The sequence below is a fragment of the Dendronalium phyllosphericum CENA369 genome, assembly GCF_016056275.1.
GTDB lineage: Bacteria > Cyanobacteriota > Cyanobacteriia > Cyanobacteriales > Nostocaceae > Dendronalium > Dendronalium phyllosphericum.
Genome location: NZ_JAECZA010000049.1, coordinates 1 through 18,023, shown reverse-complemented (window position 1 = coordinate 18,023; position 18,023 = coordinate 1). Strand labels below are relative to the sequence as shown.

General features: G+C 42.1%; 21 protein-coding genes and 1 pseudogene. 18 read left to right on the top strand and 4 right to left on the bottom strand.

The window, feature by feature from the left end:
• The first annotated feature begins 239 nt into the window (after nt 1–239).
• The 4 genes from I8752_RS13050 (at nt 240) to I8752_RS13035 (ending at nt 1,899) form a co-directional block, all read left to right on the top strand.
• Nucleotides 240–596 carry an iron-sulfur cluster assembly accessory protein gene (locus I8752_RS13050; RefSeq protein WP_214432747.1) on the top strand — a complete coding sequence of 119 codons (357 nt, stop codon included), beginning with the start codon at nt 240–242 and terminating at the stop codon, nt 594–596.
• A 79-nt stretch (nt 597–675) separates the two neighbouring features.
• Nucleotides 676–1,098, top strand: a complete 423-nt coding sequence (locus I8752_RS13045) for a tetratricopeptide repeat protein (RefSeq protein ID WP_214432761.1) — start codon at nt 676–678, stop codon at nt 1,096–1,098.
• A gap of 166 nt (nt 1,099–1,264) precedes the next feature.
• Nucleotides 1,265–1,507: a hypothetical protein gene (locus I8752_RS13040; protein WP_214432746.1), complete on the top strand. Its 243-nt coding sequence runs from the start codon at nt 1,265–1,267 to the stop codon at nt 1,505–1,507.
• Between the two features lie 110 nt (nt 1,508–1,617).
• Nucleotides 1,618–1,899 (top strand): hypothetical protein, encoded by a 282-nt coding sequence (locus I8752_RS13035; protein ID WP_214432745.1) that lies wholly within the window; start codon nt 1,618–1,620, stop codon nt 1,897–1,899.
• Between the two features lie 52 nt (nt 1,900–1,951).
• Here I8752_RS13035 and I8752_RS13030 read toward each other — a convergent pair whose 3' ends face one another.
• The gene (locus tag I8752_RS13030) at nt 1,952–3,076 is read right to left on the bottom strand and encodes an FUSC family protein (protein WP_214432744.1); all 1,125 of its coding nucleotides are present in this window, start codon (nt 3,074–3,076) and stop codon (nt 1,952–1,954) included.
• 350 nt (nt 3,077–3,426) lie between these two features.
• Here I8752_RS13030 and cutA point away from each other — a divergent pair, with 350 nt between their 5' ends.
• Nucleotides 3,427–3,750 carry a divalent-cation tolerance protein CutA gene (gene cutA, locus I8752_RS13025; protein ID WP_214432743.1) on the top strand — a complete coding sequence of 108 codons (324 nt, stop codon included), beginning with the start codon at nt 3,427–3,429 and terminating at the stop codon, nt 3,748–3,750.
• Between the two features lie 134 nt (nt 3,751–3,884).
• Here cutA and I8752_RS13020 read toward each other — a convergent pair whose 3' ends face one another.
• On the bottom strand, nt 3,885–4,778 hold the full coding sequence (locus tag I8752_RS13020) for a LysR family transcriptional regulator (RefSeq protein WP_214432742.1): 894 nt from the start codon (nt 4,776–4,778) through the stop codon (nt 3,885–3,887).
• Between the two features lie 168 nt (nt 4,779–4,946).
• Between I8752_RS13020 and I8752_RS13015 the strand changes: the two genes are divergently transcribed.
• On the top strand, nt 4,947–5,243 hold the full coding sequence (locus I8752_RS13015) for a hypothetical protein (RefSeq protein WP_225895633.1): 297 nt from the start codon (nt 4,947–4,949) through the stop codon (nt 5,241–5,243).
• A gap of 4 nt (nt 5,244–5,247) precedes the next feature.
• Nucleotides 5,248–5,901 (top strand): glutathione S-transferase family protein, encoded by a 654-nt coding sequence (locus I8752_RS13010; RefSeq protein ID WP_214432741.1) that lies wholly within the window; start codon nt 5,248–5,250, stop codon nt 5,899–5,901.
• On the opposite strand, the gene I8752_RS13005 is transcribed toward I8752_RS13010, so the two are convergent.
• Nucleotides 5,898–6,482, bottom strand: coding sequence for a pyridoxamine 5'-phosphate oxidase family protein (locus I8752_RS13005; protein ID WP_214432740.1), 585 nt, complete (start codon nt 6,480–6,482; stop codon nt 5,898–5,900). The genes I8752_RS13010 and I8752_RS13005 overlap by 4 nt on opposite strands.
• A 334-nt stretch (nt 6,483–6,816) precedes the next feature.
• On the opposite strand from I8752_RS13005, the gene I8752_RS13000 reads away from it, so the two are divergent.
• From I8752_RS13000 to moaA, 5 genes are all read left to right on the top strand, one after another.
• Complete coding sequence (locus I8752_RS13000) at nt 6,817–7,539, top strand: PEP-CTERM sorting domain-containing protein (RefSeq protein ID WP_214432739.1); 723 nt, start codon at nt 6,817–6,819, stop codon at nt 7,537–7,539.
• Nucleotides 7,540–8,127: 588 nt separating this feature from the next.
• Nucleotides 8,128–9,096 (top strand): sodium-dependent bicarbonate transport family permease, encoded by a 969-nt coding sequence (locus I8752_RS12995; RefSeq protein ID WP_214432738.1) that lies wholly within the window; start codon nt 8,128–8,130, stop codon nt 9,094–9,096.
• 4 nt (nt 9,097–9,100) lie between these two features.
• On the top strand, nt 9,101–9,412 hold the full coding sequence (locus tag I8752_RS12990) for a P-II family nitrogen regulator (RefSeq protein WP_214432737.1): 312 nt from the start codon (nt 9,101–9,103) through the stop codon (nt 9,410–9,412).
• Between the two features lie 4 nt (nt 9,413–9,416).
• Complete coding sequence (locus I8752_RS12985) at nt 9,417–10,127, top strand: carbonic anhydrase (protein WP_404827093.1); 711 nt, start codon at nt 9,417–9,419, stop codon at nt 10,125–10,127.
• 483 nt (nt 10,128–10,610) lie between these two features.
• The gene (gene moaA / locus I8752_RS12980; protein WP_214432736.1) at nt 10,611–11,597 is read left to right on the top strand and encodes a GTP 3',8-cyclase MoaA; all 987 of its coding nucleotides are present in this window, start codon (nt 10,611–10,613) and stop codon (nt 11,595–11,597) included.
• A 146-nt stretch (nt 11,598–11,743) separates the two neighbouring features.
• On the opposite strand, the gene rpsD is transcribed toward moaA, so the two are convergent.
• On the bottom strand, nt 11,744–12,352 hold the full coding sequence (gene rpsD / locus I8752_RS12975; RefSeq protein WP_214432735.1) for a 30S ribosomal protein S4: 609 nt from the start codon (nt 12,350–12,352) through the stop codon (nt 11,744–11,746).
• A gap of 302 nt (nt 12,353–12,654) precedes the next feature.
• Between rpsD and I8752_RS12970 the strand changes: the two genes are divergently transcribed.
• The 6 genes and pseudogenes from I8752_RS12970 (at nt 12,655) to I8752_RS12945 (ending at nt 17,898) form a co-directional block, all read left to right on the top strand.
• On the top strand, nt 12,655–13,521 hold the full coding sequence (locus tag I8752_RS12970; protein ID WP_214432734.1) for an aldo/keto reductase: 867 nt from the start codon (nt 12,655–12,657) through the stop codon (nt 13,519–13,521).
• Nucleotides 13,522–13,695: 174 nt separating this feature from the next.
• Nucleotides 13,696–14,691, top strand: a complete 996-nt coding sequence (ilvC, locus tag I8752_RS12965; protein ID WP_214432733.1) for a ketol-acid reductoisomerase — start codon at nt 13,696–13,698, stop codon at nt 14,689–14,691.
• A gap of 74 nt (nt 14,692–14,765) precedes the next feature.
• The gene (locus I8752_RS12960) at nt 14,766–15,602 is read left to right on the top strand and encodes an EndoU domain-containing protein (RefSeq protein ID WP_214432732.1); all 837 of its coding nucleotides are present in this window, start codon (nt 14,766–14,768) and stop codon (nt 15,600–15,602) included.
• Between the two features lie 407 nt (nt 15,603–16,009).
• Nucleotides 16,010–16,465 (top strand): annotated as a pseudogene (locus tag I8752_RS12955) (Uma2 family endonuclease); the annotation flags it as partial.
• Nucleotides 16,466–16,481: 16 nt separating this feature from the next.
• Nucleotides 16,482–16,649: a hypothetical protein gene (locus I8752_RS12950; RefSeq protein WP_214432731.1), complete on the top strand. Its 168-nt coding sequence runs from the start codon at nt 16,482–16,484 to the stop codon at nt 16,647–16,649.
• 229 nt (nt 16,650–16,878) lie between these two features.
• Nucleotides 16,879–17,898: an ABC transporter ATP-binding protein gene (locus tag I8752_RS12945; protein ID WP_214432730.1), complete on the top strand. Its 1,020-nt coding sequence runs from the start codon at nt 16,879–16,881 to the stop codon at nt 17,896–17,898.
• Nucleotides 17,899–18,023 lie beyond the last annotated feature (125 nt).

The window sequence follows — 18,023 nt, the reverse complement described above, 5'->3', positions numbered from 1 at the left end:
TGCACCTGAAGAGTGGTTGCGCCTCAGGCTGTAACTCCGAAAATACCGAATCTCTAAACACACCGAATCTCTCAATTCTAGAATAAAAATCTTTGGCTGCTTTTAACGCAGTGTTTACAATTTGGCAATTAGCGACATTAATATCGCTAAAATGAAAACAAAAACCCAAGGGCAACCTGAGGGTATTGATATGTCTAAATTATCTACTAGTTAAACTACTCAAGGAGTTAAAAAAGCAGATGACACAAGCAACTCAGCCTCAACAACGCGGAATTCAGTTGAGCGAAGCAGCTTTACGCCAAGTCAAGTTCCTCCGGGACAAGCAAGGCACAGACTTCTGCTTACGAGTCGGAGTACGACAAGGTGGCTGCTCTGGAATGTCTTACATGATGGACTTTGAAGATGCCAGTAAGATCGGCCCTCAGGATGAAGTTTTTGATTATGAGGGCTTTAAAATCGTTTGCGATCGCAAAAGCTTACTTTATCTCTATGGCTTAATGCTCGATTATAACGATGCCATGATTGGTGGCGGCTTCCAATTCACTAACCCTAACGCTGCTCAAACCTGTGGTTGTGGTAAGTCATTTGGCGTGTAAGATTGTCAGTTGTCAGTTGTTGGTTGCTATTGACGACTGACCACTGACTAATGACCATTGACCATTGACTAAATATTTTATGACTCAAACAGTTGAATCCCTGTTTGATACAGGTTTGGAACGTTATAAAGCTGGTGAAGCAGCGGATGCTTTAATCCCTGTGTTTAAGGAGGTGTGCGATCGCGCTCCTAAAACTGGTTCCGCTTGGATTTGTTTGGCATGGTTGTATATGCTCGACAACCAATCCAACTTGGCTTACAAAGCCGCACAGAAAGCTGTAAAGTTAAATCCCCAAGACCCACAGGCTAGAGTTAATCTCGCTGTAGCAATGCTGGAAACTAGTCAAAAAGGCATACGGCAACATGTTGATTTTGTCAAGCAGTTAATTTTTGTCAACCCTGAATGGCGGGATGAAATACAAAACAGTATTGAAGATGGTTTAAGTAGAAAACCAGATTGGCAGAGTTTGGCGAAAGTCAAAAGCTGGATATTTGAAGAGTAATTGGGGATTGGGCATTGGGGACTGGGTACTGGGGACTAGGACTAGGGAAAAGGTTGAAGGGCAAAGAGATAGTTCTTGCCTTTTCTCAATCCCTAATCCCCAATACCTAATCCCTAATCCCCAATACCTAATCCCTAATCCCCAGTCCCCAGTCCTCAGTCCCCTTATGAAAGATAAACTTTTAAGCTGGCTCAACTTTGTTTTAGTTGCTGATGTATTCTTAGTTTTGTTTGGTTTTGGCTGGTTAGCGATCGCCGCGATTGGTGATGCTGCGGGAGTCAACCTAGGTCTAGATTTATGGCATCAACTTTGGCAACCTGTATTTAACCCGGCTATTGGCATTCTCATGGGTGGTGCAATTCTTAGCGGTCTCATCAGTTGGGTTTCGAGAAAATTTCTCACTGATTAGCAACGGTTAAGAGATAACCAACGGCAACAGGATAATGTAACATTTATCGCCTATAAACGAACGTAAATTGATTAGGAATTAGGATCGGCACTTACGCAGTAGTAACAGAAATGTTATTTCAGCGATGCCTGCGGCGGGCTACGCCAACGCATTTGCTATTTCGGCGAACTCATTTGTTATTTTGGCGAACTCATTTGTTATTTCGGCGAACTCATTTATTATTTCGGCGAACTCATTTATTATTTTGGCGATCGCATTTGCTACAGGACTTACACACAGGTAACGGAAAAACGAACCACAGAGGACACAGAGAAGTCAGTGCGTTGCGGGGGTTCCCACGGCAGTCCGTTCAAGTCGGGAAACCCGCCCACACGGCTGCCTCCCCGTTGTAGCACCTGGCGCGACACAAAGGAAGGAGGCTTTCAGAGAGATTTTGCGTAAGTTCTAAGGATGCTTTAGCATTTCTGCCATTCTTTGCAACTTTCTTCCTACTTCTTGCATTGTGTAAAAAAAAGTGAAAAACCGCAGTAGCTCATCCATAGAATATTCTGCTTGCTGAATTTGGGGCAATCGAGTTAATTCTTGGGTTGCATTTGCGATCGCAACTTCCATTTCTGTCAAAGATAAACAAGACTGGCGCGATTTGACTGCTGTTGCCAAGGTAAGCATTGCATTTTGAGTTTCTTGTGCCAGTTGGATAATTTGGACTGAGAGAATCTGCCAGAAAGTATCCTGCTGTTTAGTAAGTACGGTGTGTTCCATAGTCAAAATATGTTCCCAAATTCTGCGAATCAGGAACTCCCAAGCTTCATTCACGCGGGTTTCTATTGGTTCGTTGGTTTGCCCTTTTTTGACTTCCTGCCATAACTCTCGCTCTGTTCGCAGTGAAGCAATAATAGATAATTTCAATGCATCCACACGAGGGCGATCGTAGTTTCCTGTAAAAGCACAGTATACAACTAACCCGTAAAATTGCTCTAAGTTAACCAGTATTTGCGATAAGTAACGCCTCAGTTCTGTGCCAGCACGGGCAGGAAAAATCAAGTTGTTTGCTAACAATGCCACAACAATACCCAACAAGGTTTCTAAAAACCTTTGCCAAGCATAGAGCCAGGGAGACTGGCTATGACTTAAAATCACGATCGCGGAAATATACCCTGCTAGTTTAGCTGCCTCATTGAATTTCCCAGAGGAAGCAATAAATATGGTGAGAAATACACTTACTCCCAGTGACAAAAAATTACTACCTAATGCGATCGCAAAAATTGCCCCAGTTACAGCACCAATAGCCGTACCAATTAACCGCTGAATACCTAGCTTGAGCGTGCTGCCGTGGGTAGATGACATGACAATAATTGCGGCAATAACTGCGTAAAACGGATATTCCCATTGCAACCCCTGAGCGATAACTAAAGAAATGGCTGAGGCGATCGCAATTTTGAATGCCATCTTGCCTAGCAGAATCGTTGATATCCCTTTGGGGGTAGCAGCCCAAGATGTTAAATGCGAGATTATTGAACTTTTGGCTGGGCTAGCTGTCGGGGCAAGCCTATTAGAGGACTTTGTCATACGTCTCTAGGTCAAACTAGCGTATATTTCAGAAAATCTAGATTTAAATTACAATAACTTGGTAAACATTAAGTACATTGTTTTTTGAATTGTACTAAGTGGCGTGTGACTCATGTCGCCAAGGCTAGTAATAAATGCTAAATTCTTACCTTTATAACATCCTTCAAAAAAGGATGCATAAAATTAACTGTTAATAGTTTTTAGTGCTGAATTTGTCACAATTATTATTTATAGCCGTAGTCACACCCTTTATGACAATTGCGATTGCTCAAAGCCTTACAGGAACTAGGTTTTTACTCAGCACTTTGCTGTAAATTAGTATAAATGTTTTACACTTACGGGAGATTTTGATGAAACTCTACTACGTAACTTTAAATAATACAGATGAAGCCCGTAAAATTGGTCGAGAATTGCTTGAAAATAAGCTAGCAGTTTGTGTCAACTGGTTTCCTATTACCTGTGCTTACAGTTGGCAAGGAGAAATTACAGAGGAACCAGAAATAGTACTAATTGTAAAAACTCAAGATGGCTATGGTGCTGAGATTGAACAGTCGATCCGCCAGCATATCAGCTATACCAACTTTATTGCTGAAATTTCTCCCACAGCTATCAATCAGGAATTTCTTGGTTGGTTAAATGCTGAAATTCCTCAAAGAACACTACAAACTAATTAGTAATTAAGACACGAAAAAAGCTGATACATACAGGCGATTTCTACTAGGTTACTCCTTACTTGAAGAATACATTCAAAACCAAACTTTTATTCGTAGTTTTTGACAATACAATTACGTCTGCGATCGCAATGTTATTAATAAGTCAATTTAGTTAAACTATAAAAGTTAAATTTTTTCAGCATTTGCAGAAATGTGAATACCGCAGGAACATGAAGACCATTGCATAAAACTGCAACTCCCATGACTCTTTCTAGTGGTATTGGTAAACTGTATACTTGCACATCTGGAGGAATTGGCGTAGCTGCTAGACGAGGGAGAATAGCTGCTCTTAGTCCTTGATTGACCATACTAACAACAGTAGAATCTTCTTGAATGTCGCCAATGGTATTCATAAAAGGTGCTACATTCTTGATGTGGTTGTGGAGAGGTCGGCCGCAGGGTAGACAAGAAAGCAACACTGGAGAATATACCGCTATGTCTTTCCAAGTAATTTGCGGACTACTTATTTGGGCTTTTGGTGGTAATAAAGCAACATATTCATCCCGCAGAATTTCCCAAGTTTCAAATTCATTACTAGTGGGTAGATAGGTAATGCCAATATCGGCGCGTCCTTCTCGCAAAGACTGTTCGACATCAAGATAGGCAGGGCGTTCTATGATTGTCACAGCGACTTCTGGAAATTGCTCGTGAAACTTAGCGATCGCTTTTGGCAATAAGTGAGTCGCAACGCTGCGAAAAGCCGCAATCCGCACATGGCCTCCATGTAAACCTTTATGTAGGTTTGCTTCCCGCTGCATCATCTCTAGATTTTGTAAAGCCTGACGCGCATAGTATAAAATTCGCTCTCCTGCTGGTGTCAGTACAGCACCATGACGACCTCTGGCAAATAAAGGCACACCCAATTCTTCTTCTATGCTAGCAATAGCATGACTAATTGCTGGCTGGGTAAGCTGCAATTCTAAGGCTGCTTCACTAAAGTTACCACGCTCTGCGACTGCAACTATGGCGCGAAGTTGGGAGAGTTTCATGGCTAATCAAGGTTATATACAGCTTAAGTGAATACTGGCAGAAATATTATATCAGCCATGATTCATATCTATAAATGCTATTTATAGTAACCATGCACATGATGATTTGATTACTAATTAAACCACTGCTAAGGTTTGATTTACAAAGCTAATTTCAGGATTAATTTTATGAAAAATAACATTAGATGTTTGCACTCAGAAAAAATAGAAATAAATTCTAGTTCAGCAAACAAGAGAGAATTACTTTTCAATACTCACTCAAAGATTAGGATATTTTTGCACGACCTCTGGGAAAAGTTTGTGAAAAGTTTATTAGCAGACCCTAACGATTTACAAGTCTGGCAAAAAGTAGATCGCTACGGCAATACCTATTGGAATGCTTACCATCCTGCAACGGGAAAATCTTTTTCGTCAGGCTCAGAAGCTGACGTATCTATGTGGATTGAACAACTTTATAAATCCTAGAAAAATGACACAATTAACTTTAGTAATTGGCAATAAAAATTATTCATCCTGGTCGCTTCGTCCTTGGCTAGTAATGAAACAATTCGGTTTGCAATTTCAGGAAATTCGGATTCCTCTATTCACTCCAGATTATTTATCAAAAATTCGGCAATATTCTCCATCAGGAAAAGTACCTGTACTATTGCACGAAAATCAAAGAGTATGGGATTCTTTAGCTATTTGTGAATACCTAGCTGAAACATTTACGACTCTACACTATTGGCCAGAGGATAAACGTGCAAGGGCATTCGCTCGTTCTATCAGTGCAGAAATGCACTCAGGTTTTCAAAATCTGCGTCAGAATATGCCAATGAACTGCCGTAATAAATATCCTGGCAAAGGTTTAGTATCTGGCGTACAACAAGACATCGATCGCATTATAGCTATTTGGCAAGAATCGCGCCAAAACTTTGGGGTAGGTGGCAACTTTTTGTTTGGCAAGTTTACTATTGCTGATGCTTTTTTTGCACCCGTTTTTCTCCGTTTTATAGCCTACGATGTGCAATTAGATGCTGTTTCTAGAGATTATATGGAAACAGTTTTGGCATTGCCAGCAATGCAAGAATGGATAAAAGCAGCACGGGACGAGACAGAAATTATTTCTCAATACGAGTTTTAGCTATTATTTAATAGCCCTTCAACCGAGGAATTAACAGTATTAAGTGAAGTCGGTAAACCGTCGAGACTGACAAGGTTTTTCTGCTGTTGATAATCTCGAACTCCTTGTTCTCCTTTATTCTTTGCCCAATTTACTATTGTTTGGCGCTGACCTTGATATTCATATAGTGGTACGCCATAACCACAGGAGGTCTGCACTTTCTCGATATCAGCAACGATAATTTGACGAGTTCCAGGAATTTCGGGAAATAGAGGATAAAGAAAGTTCCATTCTGGGCAACTAGGTAAAATCGTGTGTCCTTTACCATAGAGGCGCAGAATACATGGGGGTTCCTCAAAAGCGCAAAACATAAATGTAATTCGCCCATTTTCTTGGAGATGGGCAGACGTTTCGTTACCGCTGCCTGTAAGATCCAGGTAAGCAACTCGGTTAGCACAGAGGATGCGAAAGCAATCCAATCCTTTAGGAGATAAGTTAACGTGACCTGTAGGGCTAAGAGGTGCAGAACCAACAAAAAAAAGGTGTTGGGTAGCAATAAACTTTTGTAGTTCGTCAGTAATACAGTCAAAGAATTTAGCCATAGACTGTTTAACTTATCGTATTTGCAAACTTCCCATATCTCAGCCTATTTCTTAACTTGTAATTAAGCAAATTACTTTTTCTAGCTGCGAGTATTATTGTTGCTATTGTTATATGTATCTATGCAGGCATTCAATTTTATTTCAGAAGCAAATTATACATAATTTGGATCTTATCTTAGAGAATTTTAGTGATAGTATATGTATATTAAGTAAAAATATTGTAAGACTAGTATATATTTTTTATAAAGATACTGATTTTATACTTTAACTCTTCAAAATAAGGTTGTACATTTACCTAAGCCCTTATTTTAGTTTATACAGGATTTGCATAAACATGAGAAAGCACTGCAAATTAGCGATTAGTGCTGCTATCGTTAGTTTTGGGTTAGGAGTGACAAGTAGCGCTCAAGCATCAAGTATTACTTTAAGTACGTCAGATAGCCAGTTGACAGAAGGCTATAACAATCAAGGCTGGTGGAATACGTACACTTCTAATTTTGACTATAACAGTAACGACAACGATAACTACCTGACTGGAAAATTGAGCAAAACAGTCTATCGTAGCTTTTTTACATTTGATGTCTCTGTTTTAAAAAACCGACCTATCTCTTCGGCAACCCTGAAAATTCAGCGATTTCAAGGTTCAGGATATTCAACTCATACTTTGGGTTTGTTTGATGTTTCCACACCAGCGATCGCACTCAATCAGAAAGTTAACAACCCCGATTTAAGTATTTATGACGATTTAGGCAGTGGGAAAAGCTATGGCAACTTCAAAGTTACTTCTTTTGGGGATAAAAATGAAGTTCTCAATTTTTCTCTAAACTCAAACGCTATTGCAGATATTAATGCTAAGGATGAAAAATATTTTTCAATCGGAGCTGCACTTCTAGGCGATCTCAAACCGGCATATCAGTATCTGTTTGCATATAGTGCCGATACACCAGTTAAGCTTGTGGTCACAACCGCTTCAGTACCCGAACCTCTGACCCTTGGAGGTACAGTAGTTGCTGGCGCTATGGGATGGTGGATAAAGCGGAAACGACAAGCACGCTAAAATGCATAGGTTCGGGTATTTATGAACTCGAAATCAAGTTTAGTGTCTCATATCAAGCCTAATACATATAGCAAAGTGCTGAGTCACCGAAGTTTGCTCGGAGGGAAACCACGCCACTTGCTTCAAGCCGGGGAACCCGTCCAACGCAGTGGCTCCTCCTTGCAACTTCTCGCGCTCGTGCTGAGTAAAAACCCAGTTACTTTAAGGCTTTTAGCAATCAATACTGTCCTAAAGGGTGTGGCTAAGGCTATAGCAATCTTTACGTATCAGGCTTGATATGAGTATGCGAGTAAGAGATATAGGGTAATGGGAATTAGCTTGAGCGATGCTTGTAGCAGTCACCCACCCGGCTAAAACAGAACCCATAGGGTAGGTTAAAGGTTAAAGGTAAGAGAGATTCTTTTTTCCTTTAACCTTTGCTTTTTTATGCTTTTCGATCGCTAATGCCACTACCTTTGTTGTTGGGATACCTCCTCACCCAATTGACATGGGGTAGCAATACACGATACATCATGATCCATCAGTTAAATTTTTTGAGATGAAAAATTTCTTAAATTGCCAACTTCACCAACATCAGGAGGGGTGGAAATGGATGTCAGCTTAATTATATCTAACATCCTGAATCCGCCAATTCTGTTTTTCTTTCTGGGGATGACTGCTGTTTTTGTCAAGTCCGATCTGGAAATTCCTGCCCCTATACCTAAACTATTCTCGCTTTATCTGCTGTTTGCGATTGGTTTTAAAGGGGGGGTAGAACTCATTAAAAGCGGAATCACTCAGGAAGTGGTTCTAACGCTCGCAGCAGCCATGTTTATGGCTTGTTTAGTGCCAATTTACACTTTTTTCATCCTAAAGTTAAAGTTGGATACTTATGATGCTGCCGCGATCGCTGCAACCTACGGTTCTATCAGTGCTGTTACTTTCATCACCGCTAGCGCCTTTTTGACTGAGCTTGGTATTCACTTTGATGGTTATATGGTGGCAGCCCTTGCCTTGATGGAATCTCCCGCCATCATTGTTGGTTTGATTTTAGTAAATCTATTCACAGTTGATGAAAAGCGAGACTTTTCTTGGCCAGAAGTTTTGCAAGAAGCATTTTTGAATAGTTCGGTCTTTCTGTTGGTTGGTAGCTTGTTGATTGGTTTCTTGACAGGAGAACATGGTTGGAAAGTCTTAGAACCCTTTACACAAGGGTTATTTTATGGCGTTCTCACTTTCTTTTTACTAGACATGGGACTAGTCGCTGCTAGAAGAATTAAAGACTTGCAAAAAACAGGAGTTTTTCTTGTTTTATTTGCGATACTAATTCCAATAGTAAATGCAGGGATTGGGTTAGCGATCGCCAAATTTATCAGTCTGCCTCCAGGAGATTCACTCTTGTTTGCTGTGTTATGTGCCAGCGCTTCTTATATCGCTGTGCCAGCAGCTATGCGATTGACTGTTCCGGAAGCGAACCCTAGCCTGTACGTTTCTACCGCTTTGGCAGTGACATTCCCGTTCAATATTATCGTAGGGATTCCGTTATATCTATACGGAATTAACCTGTTTTGGAGGTAATAATATGCACCTAGTTAAAAAGATAGAAATTATCGCCAACTCGTTTGAACTTAGTAGAATTTTAGATGGTTTAGACAAGTCAGGCGTACATGGTCATGCTGTCATCCGAAATGTTGCTGGCAAAGGATTACGAGGAACAGCTGAAGATTTAGATATGACGATGCTCGATAATGTTTACATCCTCGCCTTTTGTATGCCAGAGCATGTCAAGCCTGTGGTAGAAAACATTAGACCGCTACTGAATAAGTTTGGCGGTACTTGTTACATCTCAGATGTGATGGAGATTCGCTCTACAAAATGCATTGCGTCGTTATAATATCATGAATCAAAATAAGCATTTTATGGAACGTCGTGACTTTTTGAAGTTAGGAGTCACAGGAGCATTCGGCGTAATGATAACTGCCAGCGATTTACTCTGGCGAGTCCAACCTGCAAAAGCTGCGGAAAGTTCTCAATCTCTCAGTCCTGATGCAGCACTGCAAAAGCTGATAGAGGGAAATGAACGCTTTATCCAGCATCATCCTCAATACCCCGATCAATCGGCGGTGCGGTTGCAGGAAGTTGCTCAAGCTCAACATCCATTTGCAACCATCCTCACTTGTGCAGACTCTAGAGTGCCTGTAGAAATTGTTTTCGATCAAGGCGTTGGCGATATCTTTGATGTGCGGATTGCGGGAAATATTGCCACACCCGAAGCAACAGGCAGTATTGAATACGCTGTCACCCTCTTAGGCACGCCGCTGTTGATGGTGCTGGGTCATGAGCGATGTGGGGCAGTAACCGCAGCGGTGAAAAACCAACAGTTGCTTGGTGACATTGGTACTTTTGTGAAAGCAATTAAGCCAGCTGTCGCTAGAGTCAAGAATCAGCCAGGCGACTCAGTTGAAAACGCTGTAGTTGCAAATGTGCAATATCAGATCGAACAGTTAAAGCGATCGCAACTTTTAAGCCAGCAGATCGAGTCCGGCAAACTCAAAATTGTAGGAGGTCGTTACGACTTAGATACGGGCAATGTGACTATCGTCGCTTAATTTAATTCAGGGAATTGTACCACGTTTGATTAATTCATGACATGTAATCTCAATTCTCTAAAATAACGTGACATATGCAAGTCGAAAAAGTCAGATGTTATCTGGCTTTTTTAATATGATATCAAGTTCGCTTAATTACTTATAATTCAAAATTCTCCGCGTCCCCGCATCTCCGTGTCCCCCTTCGGGTTCGCAGTCGCCCCTTCGGGGTTCGTCAGTCGCTCATGGGGGGAACCCCCAAGACCGCGCTGACTCACCTGCTGAGGGAAACCCTCCCGCAGCGCTGTCTCACCGCGTCAGCTTATAAGCATTCATCCGAACATGATATTACTTACGGCTATTGGCGATCGCACTTCCAGCATTCACAAATATATTCACAGCGCGTTAGCTTAAAAGAGCACGAGTAAAATTTGTATGATTAAAGAGTATTTCTAACTTGACAAAAATTATATATTCTGCATTTAGACTACAGAAAAGAAAAATATGAACCAAGTAGATTATTTGCGTATTAGTCTAATCGATCGCTGCAATTTTCGTTGTCAATATTGTATGCCAGAGGGAGCAGAACTCGACTATATCCTCATGCAACAATTAATGACTGATGAGGAATTGCTGACTCTCATTCAAGAAGTTTTTATTCCTATCGGCTTTACACGATTTAGATTAACAGGCGGCGAACCCCTACTGCGTCCCCGTGTAGTAGATTTAGTACGGGCGATCGCATCTTTCCCCCAAACTCAAGACCTCTCTATGACGACCAACGGGTTTTTACTGGCCCCAATAGCGCAAAACCTCTACGATGCTGGGTTGCGACGGATTAATATTAGTTTAGATTCTCTCAATTCAGACACTTTTAACCAAATTATTGGTAATCGCGGTCGTCCCCGTTGGCAACAAGTTTGGGATGGAATTCGAGCCGCTCATCGCGTCGGATTTGACCCCTTGAAGCTGAATGTAGTCGTCATTCCTGGGGTTAATGATGGTGAAGTTCTCGATTTAGCAGCTTTGACAATTGACAAACAATGGCACGTTCGGTTTATCGAGTTCATGCCTATCGGCAATGGAGAGTTATTTGACAATCGGGGTTGGGTAACTTCAGCCGATTTACGGCAACGTATCCGCGATCGCTGGGGCTTGACAGAATCCCAAGTTTGTGGTGCTGGCCCTGCTGATGTATTTCAAATACCAGGAGCAAAAGGAACGCTGGGATTTATTAGTCAAATGTCGGAATGTTTTTGCGATCGCTGTAACCGGATGCGTCTGAGCGCTGATGGCTGGCTGCGTCCCTGTTTATTAAATGAGACTGGGCAAATTGACTTAAAAACTGCCCTCCGTGCTGGTGTTAGCACAACTCAATTACAAGAGCAAGTCAGATATTTACTGGCAATCAAGCCAGAAATTAACTTCAAGGGGCGTGACTCTGGTACATTAGGCGCATACAGCCGTACCATGTCGCAAATTGGTGGTTAGTCAGTTGTCAGTTGTTAGTTGTTTTTGCTTCACTAACCACTTAAAGACTTATAAAAAGTGACTCTTTCAAAGAGTCATAAGTAAAGTTATTAGTTGTTTTTGCTTTACTAACCACTGACGACTGACGACTAACGACTGACGACTGTCTAAGCTTGACGCGAGTAGTATTCCACCACAAGTAGTTCGTTAATTTGCAGTGCCACCCATTCGCGCTCAATAACACCGTTCACTTTGCCAACCAACTTGTTTTTGTCAAACTCCAGATGACTGGGAAGGTTAGCTAAACCGGGATATTGCAAATTGGTTTCTACCAACTTCCGCGATTGTTCTTTATCTCTGACAGCAATTTCTTCACCAGGACGAACTTGGTAGCTAGCAATATTCACTACACGACCATTAACCGTCACATGGCCGTGATTCACCAACTGGCGAGCTGCTGGAATGGTGGGAGCCATACCCAAACGGAAAATGGTATTATCCAAGCGCATTTCTAGCAGTTGCAGCAGTACTTGTCCAGTGGAACCAGTTACGCGTCTAGCTCTACGTACATAGCGCAGTAGTTGCTTTTCGGTCAGACCGTAGTTGAAACGGAGCTTTTGCTTTTCCTCTAGACGGATAGCATACTCAGAGCGTTTCTTGCGGTTTTGACCGTGCTGGCCTGGCGGATAAGCGCGTCTGGCGCTTTTACGAGTTAATCCTGGTAAGTCGCCCAAGCGACGTACAATTCTGAGGCGTGGCCCTCGATATCGGGACATGAGTTTCCTTAATCTAATCCTGTTTAAACTTTACCCAGACATACTATTATAAATACCTGCTAATGATAATTGCCAAAAATCTCAAATTTAATCATCAGAACTTTATTTAGCCTTTGAGGCAGGGGGAGAGGGGGGAGATGGAGGAGATGGGGGAGACAAGAAATAATTACTTCTGCTCCTGACAACTGACAACTGACAACTGACAACTGACAACTAACTCCTACCCACAGACTAATTGTCAAAACATTATCTAACCCGTTAGTACATAAGAAGTAATTACGCTGTAAACACGGGCTAGAAGCATGGAAACTAAACAGCTAGGAAAAACGGGTGTCTTTGTTAGTGCCATTGGCTTGGGTGGAATGCCGATGTCAATTTATAATCGCCCTCCCCAATCTCAATCTATTGAAGTGATTCATCGCGCTTTAGATTTAGGTATTACATTCATTGACACTGCTGATTCCTACTGCAAAGATGAATCAGACAAACATCACAATGAGCGACTAATTCATCAAGCACTTGCCAGCTACAAAGGTGATGTTAGCCAAGTAGTTGTGGCAACAAAGGGTGGTTTGATGCGTCCCAATGGCAATTGGACGCGCAATGGTAAGCCAGAACATTTGCGCGAAACAATTCGCGTCAGCTTTGAGGCTTTGGGTGGTGCTAAACCTATCGATATCTGGCAATATCATGCCCCCGATTCTAATTACACGATTGAGGAATCCCTTAAGCCAGCGAAGGAAGCAACAGAAGCTGGTTTAATTCGGTTTGTGGGAGTTTCTAACTTTTCTGTCGAACAAATTAAGCGGGCGCGGGATGTGGTAGATATTGTCTCAGTGCAAAATCAATACAGCCCTTGGGAACGACAGCCAGAAACTGATGGCGTGTTGAAGTATTGCGAACAAGAAGGATTGGCCTTTTTGCCTTGGAGTCCCTTTGGTGGTAGTCGTCGCCATCAGGATTTGCAAGATATTCCTGCGATCGCTCAGTTAGCTAAGGAAAAAGGCGTATCAGTTTATAATATTGTCCTAGCATGGTTGCGTTCCAAGTCATCCTCTATTTTGCCAATTCCTGGCGCTAGCAAGATTTCCAGCATCGAAGATTCAGTGAATGCTATCAATGTCAAACTATCTGATGAAGAAGTCAAAAAAATAGATCGGGCAACGTGATTATTAGTTGTCAGTTGTCAGGAGACAGAAGTGAAGAATTATCTCCCGCATCTCCCTTATCTCCCCCATCTCTCTCATCTCCCTCATCTCCCCCTACTCCCCCTACTTCCCGATTTGGGGTACAATCAAAAGCCTGCCAATAAATGACGATGCTTGCTGACAGGAGATACTTTTATGGCCCGGATGTATTATGACGAAGATGCCAATTTAGACCTTTTGGCTGAAAAAACCATTGCAATTATCGGTTATGGTTCTCAAGGTCATGCCCACGCCCTCAATCTCAAAGATAGTGGTTTGAATGTGATTGTGGGCTTATATCCGGGTAGTAAGTCAGCGCAAAAAGCCCAAGCAGCTGGGTTAACTGTAAAAAATGTCGCAGATGCAGCCAATGCTGCTGACTTCATCATGATTTTGTTACCTGATGAGGTGCAAAAAACAATTTACAAAAACGAAATTGAACCAAATCTAGAAGAAGGAAACTTGTTAGCCTTTGCCCACGGGTTCAATATCCATTTTGGACAAATTGTACCGCCTGCTAACGTAGATGTGGTGATGGTAGCACCCAAAGGCCCAGGACATATAGTACGGCGGACTTACGAACAAGGGCAAGGCGTACCAGCACTGTTTGCAGTTTATCAAGATGCCAGCGGTCGGGCACGCGATCGCGCTATGGCTTACGCTAAAGGTATCGGTGGTACTCGTGCAGGTGTTCTCGAAACTACTTTCCGCGAAGAAACCGAAACCGATTTGTTTGGCGAACAAGCAGTATTGTGCGGTGGTTTGAGTGCTTTAATCAAAGCCGGATTTGAAACTTTGGTGGATGCAGGTTATCAACCAGAATTAGCTTATTTTGAATGTCTTCATGAAGTCAAATTGATTGTGGATTTGGTTGTAGAAGGTGGTTTAGCCAAAATGCGCGATAGTATTTCCAATACCGCAGAATATGGCGATTATACCCGCGGACCTCGAATTGTCACCGACCAAACCAAAGCAGAAATGCGGAAGATTCTCAGCGAAATTCAATCTGGACAATTTGCACGGGAATTCGTTTTAGAAAATCAATCTGGAAAACCCGGATTTACATCCATGCGTCGTCAAGAAGCCGAACACAAAATTGAAGAAGTTGGCAAAGATTTACGCGCTATGTTTAGCTGGTTGAAAAAGGCTTAACTACAAGTACAAATAAGACTAGGGATTGAAAATAATTCAGTCCCTAGTATTGCCTCAGTAATTTATCCACACTTATGAAGCGGATTACTGCAAATAAGCTAAATAAACAAATAGTAAGTCGCTTAGTTTTAGTAATACTAACTTGCTTCTTGGGGTGGCAAAATTCTGTTCAAGGGCAGTCGCAGCCAGATACAAAACTATTACCATTTTTTGATAATGTAGATAATCCGGTTCCTGTTGGTTTCCCCAAAGGACAGCAATTAGACATTACACCACGACCACCGCAGCTGAATCGTTTTGACGAAGCTGTACTCAAAATATGTGGCCCTATTGGCAGTAAAGTCAGCACTAATCAATTTAAACAATTGTTATCTGATTACCCGGATGTGTTGCAGAAAATTCAGCAAGCTAGCAATGGAGAACTGCGGCCGGGACGCAAGAAAAAAGCACAATTTATCGAAGATTTAACTAATATTTGGTTTACAAATCAAGGGTTTGAACATATTTTTTGCGGTCAAATATATAACGCTAACGATATTGGCGGCTTACATTTTTACGGCAGATATTTACAGTTACAAAATGAGGGGATTGGCGGACGCTTACCAAACAATCAAGCAAAAGAAGAAGTGATTCCTGGTGTAATTTATACAATGGGTGTAGTAATTAAACAGGGAAATCGTATAGTTACAGATGTTATTAAAGGCTATGGCTACCTCAGTAACGCTGAAGAAATGCTTGTAGATGCAACTAAAATCTTTAAGCAACAAGGAAATACTGAAGGTACGTGTATTTATAGTGTGCGCGATCGCGAAACGGGAAAATCTTTTCCTACAGTTTTTGTGAGGAAACAAAAGGCAATAATTACTTTCTATCCCGATGCTACCCCCCAAGGAGCAAAATGTAGAAGTTAAAAATTGTTGTTATAACAAGGCAGGAGGCAGAGGGCAGAAGGCAGAAGGAAAGAGGGTTTTAGGCAACTTCACTTTTTGTTACATACTTCGATTGATTTGCACCGTTCTACTTAGTTCCATTGAAGCCCACAATTTTAAACTCTCCAAATCCGCTAGTTTTGCTTGTACTCTTTGCGGTTGAGAGGAGTTTGCTGGACTATTGCGGATTCTTTTCCACCGCCAATCTTTTTTTTAAATTCGGCGTACTTGTTCCGGACTCAATTGAATGTTTTTTTCAGATTGCAGCCTCTGACTTAGTTGTCGCGCACTATACCTACGTTCTACGGAGTCCCTCAGTTAGAGAAAAGCGTTCTTCAGTAATACGAATTAAATAAAAAGTTCTCGGTTGAAAAGGCCGACAGCAGCACTTTCAGCTTTGGCAAGAGGGAGTCGATCCTTATGTGGTGGTAGAACTATTATCTCCTGGTACTGAAACCGAAGATTTAGGACAGACATTACGGGATATCGAACAACCACCAGGAAAATGGGAAGTATACGAACAAATTTTGCGCGTTCCCTATTACGCTGTATTCGATCGCTACAAATATGAGTTCAGGATGTTTAAATTAAATGGGGGTCGCTATGCTGAGGCAGCTTTGTCTGAATGGGGTTTTTGGATACCGGAACTGAAACTAGGTTTGGGTGTGTGGTACGGCAGTTATCAAGATGTCGAACAGCCTTGGTTGCGCTGGTACGATGGGACAGGCAACTGGGTATCTACTTCTGTGGAACAGGAAAGACAAAGGGCTGAACAAGAAAGACAACGAACAGAAAGATTGATAGCACAATTGCGATCGCTTGGCGTGGAACCAGATTTAGATTAGTTTAAAGGAAATATTTATGAACCGCTCAAAAATAGTTGCCATTATTACAGGTGCAATTTCTATTATCTTAGCGATCGCCTACCTCATCCTCGTCCAATTGCTGGACTACCGCGATATGCAACCCGCTCCTATCAGCCAATTTAACTCAACACCTGTATTAGTATCCGTGCAGCTTCTTAAGTGAGATGAGGGAGATGAGGGAGATGAGGGAGATGAGGGAGATGAGGGAGATGGGGGAGAAGAAATTAGATAGTTGTATTTAGATGCAAAAATTGAATGCAGTTATTTTTGGAGTTCGCGATCGCTCTTTTAAGATAAAGAAGCTGTATCTAAGCGATCGCTTCACCTAACATCACTCAACTACAATATAAATAGACTTTGTTGAGATTTGTATCTTTAGGGGTTAAGCTGTTATGGCTCCCGCCGTTTTAATTGAAAACCTGCAAAAGCGCTACGGCACAGTAGTTGCCGTCAAAGATGTTTCCTTTCAGGTAGAATCTGGAGAAATCTTTGGTTTGCTTGGCCCCAACGGAGCTGGCAAAACCACGACTCTGCGTGCCTTGTGTACGCTCACCACACCGGATGCTGGCAAAATCGAAGTATCTGGGATTTCTGCATTGGATAATCCGAGATTGGCAAGACAACGGCTAGGTTATGTCGCTCAGGAAGTGGCCATAGATAAGGTGCTCACTGGACGAGAACTACTGCAATTGCAAGCAGCACTTTATCACCTGCCAAACGCAGTAGCGAAACAGCGGATTAATACAGTATTAGATTTACTCGGTTTACAGGAATACGCTAATAAAAAAACAGGAACTTACTCCGGTGGATTACGCAAGCGCCTCGACTTGGCGGCTGGATTGCTCCACGCACCGGATGTACTGGTATTGGATGAGCCAACTGTCGGACTTGACATAGAAAGTCGCTTTGTGGTATGGGATTTTCTGCGGAAGTTGCGGGCATCTGGGACAACAATACTGATTACTAGTCATTATTTAGAAGAAATTGACGCATTAGCCGATCGCGTCGCAATTATCGATCGCGGCGTTGTCATTGCCTCTGGCACACCTTCGCAATTGAAAGATAAAGTAGGGGGCGATCGCATCACTTTGCGAATCCAGGAGTTTTCCCCGACTGAGGAAGCCGAAAAAGCCAAAAACCTCCTACAATCATTGCCGTTTGTGCAAGAGGTAATCATTAACAGCGCTCAAGGTAATTCACTTAATTTAGTAGTGACACCGCAAAATGATACCTTGATTACCATACAGCAAGCATTAAATAACGCCAGCTTGCCCATATTTAGTATTGCCCAATCTCGCCCCAGCCTAGATGACGTTTATCTCGCCGCTACAGGACGCACATTATTGGATGCAGAACTCGCAGCAGTTGCCAATCGCGATCCCAAAGCAGAAAAGAAGCAAAATATGAGATAGAGGCTGGGTACTGGTGACTGGGGACTGGGTACTGGGAAATGGAAGGAAATGTATTTTATAGATTCTTTCAATCCCCAATCCCTAATCCCTAATCCCCAATTCCTAATCCCTAATCCCCAATCCCC

Bases quoted from the DNA above. Each gene is read 5' to 3' on its own strand.
- I8752_RS13050 (WP_214432747.1), top strand. From the start codon at position 240: ATGACACAAGCAACTCAGCCTCAACAACGCGGAATTCAGTTGAGCGAA.
- I8752_RS13045 (WP_214432761.1), top strand. From the start codon at position 676: ATGACTCAAACAGTTGAATCCCTGTTTGATACAGGTTTGGAACGTTAT.
- I8752_RS13040 (WP_214432746.1), top strand. From the start codon at position 1,265: ATGAAAGATAAACTTTTAAGCTGGCTCAACTTTGTTTTAGTTGCTGAT.
- I8752_RS13035 (WP_214432745.1), top strand. From the start codon at position 1,618: ATGTTATTTCAGCGATGCCTGCGGCGGGCTACGCCAACGCATTTGCTA.
- I8752_RS13030 (WP_214432744.1), bottom strand. From the start codon at position 3,076: ATGACAAAGTCCTCTAATAGGCTTGCCCCGACAGCTAGCCCAGCCAAA.
- cutA (WP_214432743.1), top strand. From the start codon at position 3,427: ATGAAACTCTACTACGTAACTTTAAATAATACAGATGAAGCCCGTAAA.
- I8752_RS13020 (WP_214432742.1), bottom strand. From the start codon at position 4,778: ATGAAACTCTCCCAACTTCGCGCCATAGTTGCAGTCGCAGAGCGTGGT.
- I8752_RS13015 (WP_225895633.1), top strand. From the start codon at position 4,947: ATGAAAAATAACATTAGATGTTTGCACTCAGAAAAAATAGAAATAAAT.
- I8752_RS13010 (WP_214432741.1), top strand. From the start codon at position 5,248: ATGACACAATTAACTTTAGTAATTGGCAATAAAAATTATTCATCCTGG.
- I8752_RS13005 (WP_214432740.1), bottom strand. From the start codon at position 6,482: ATGGCTAAATTCTTTGACTGTATTACTGACGAACTACAAAAGTTTATT.
- I8752_RS13000 (WP_214432739.1), top strand. From the start codon at position 6,817: ATGAGAAAGCACTGCAAATTAGCGATTAGTGCTGCTATCGTTAGTTTT.
- I8752_RS12995 (WP_214432738.1), top strand. From the start codon at position 8,128: ATGGATGTCAGCTTAATTATATCTAACATCCTGAATCCGCCAATTCTG.
- I8752_RS12990 (WP_214432737.1), top strand. From the start codon at position 9,101: ATGCACCTAGTTAAAAAGATAGAAATTATCGCCAACTCGTTTGAACTT.
- I8752_RS12985 (WP_404827093.1), top strand. From the start codon at position 9,417: ATGAATCAAAATAAGCATTTTATGGAACGTCGTGACTTTTTGAAGTTA.
- moaA (WP_214432736.1), top strand. From the start codon at position 10,611: ATGAACCAAGTAGATTATTTGCGTATTAGTCTAATCGATCGCTGCAAT.
- rpsD (WP_214432735.1), bottom strand. From the start codon at position 12,352: ATGTCCCGATATCGAGGGCCACGCCTCAGAATTGTACGTCGCTTGGGC.
- I8752_RS12970 (WP_214432734.1), top strand. From the start codon at position 12,655: ATGGAAACTAAACAGCTAGGAAAAACGGGTGTCTTTGTTAGTGCCATT.
- ilvC (WP_214432733.1), top strand. From the start codon at position 13,696: ATGGCCCGGATGTATTATGACGAAGATGCCAATTTAGACCTTTTGGCT.
- I8752_RS12960 (WP_214432732.1), top strand. From the start codon at position 14,766: ATGAAGCGGATTACTGCAAATAAGCTAAATAAACAAATAGTAAGTCGC.
- I8752_RS12950 (WP_214432731.1), top strand. From the start codon at position 16,482: ATGAACCGCTCAAAAATAGTTGCCATTATTACAGGTGCAATTTCTATT.
- I8752_RS12945 (WP_214432730.1), top strand. From the start codon at position 16,879: ATGGCTCCCGCCGTTTTAATTGAAAACCTGCAAAAGCGCTACGGCACA.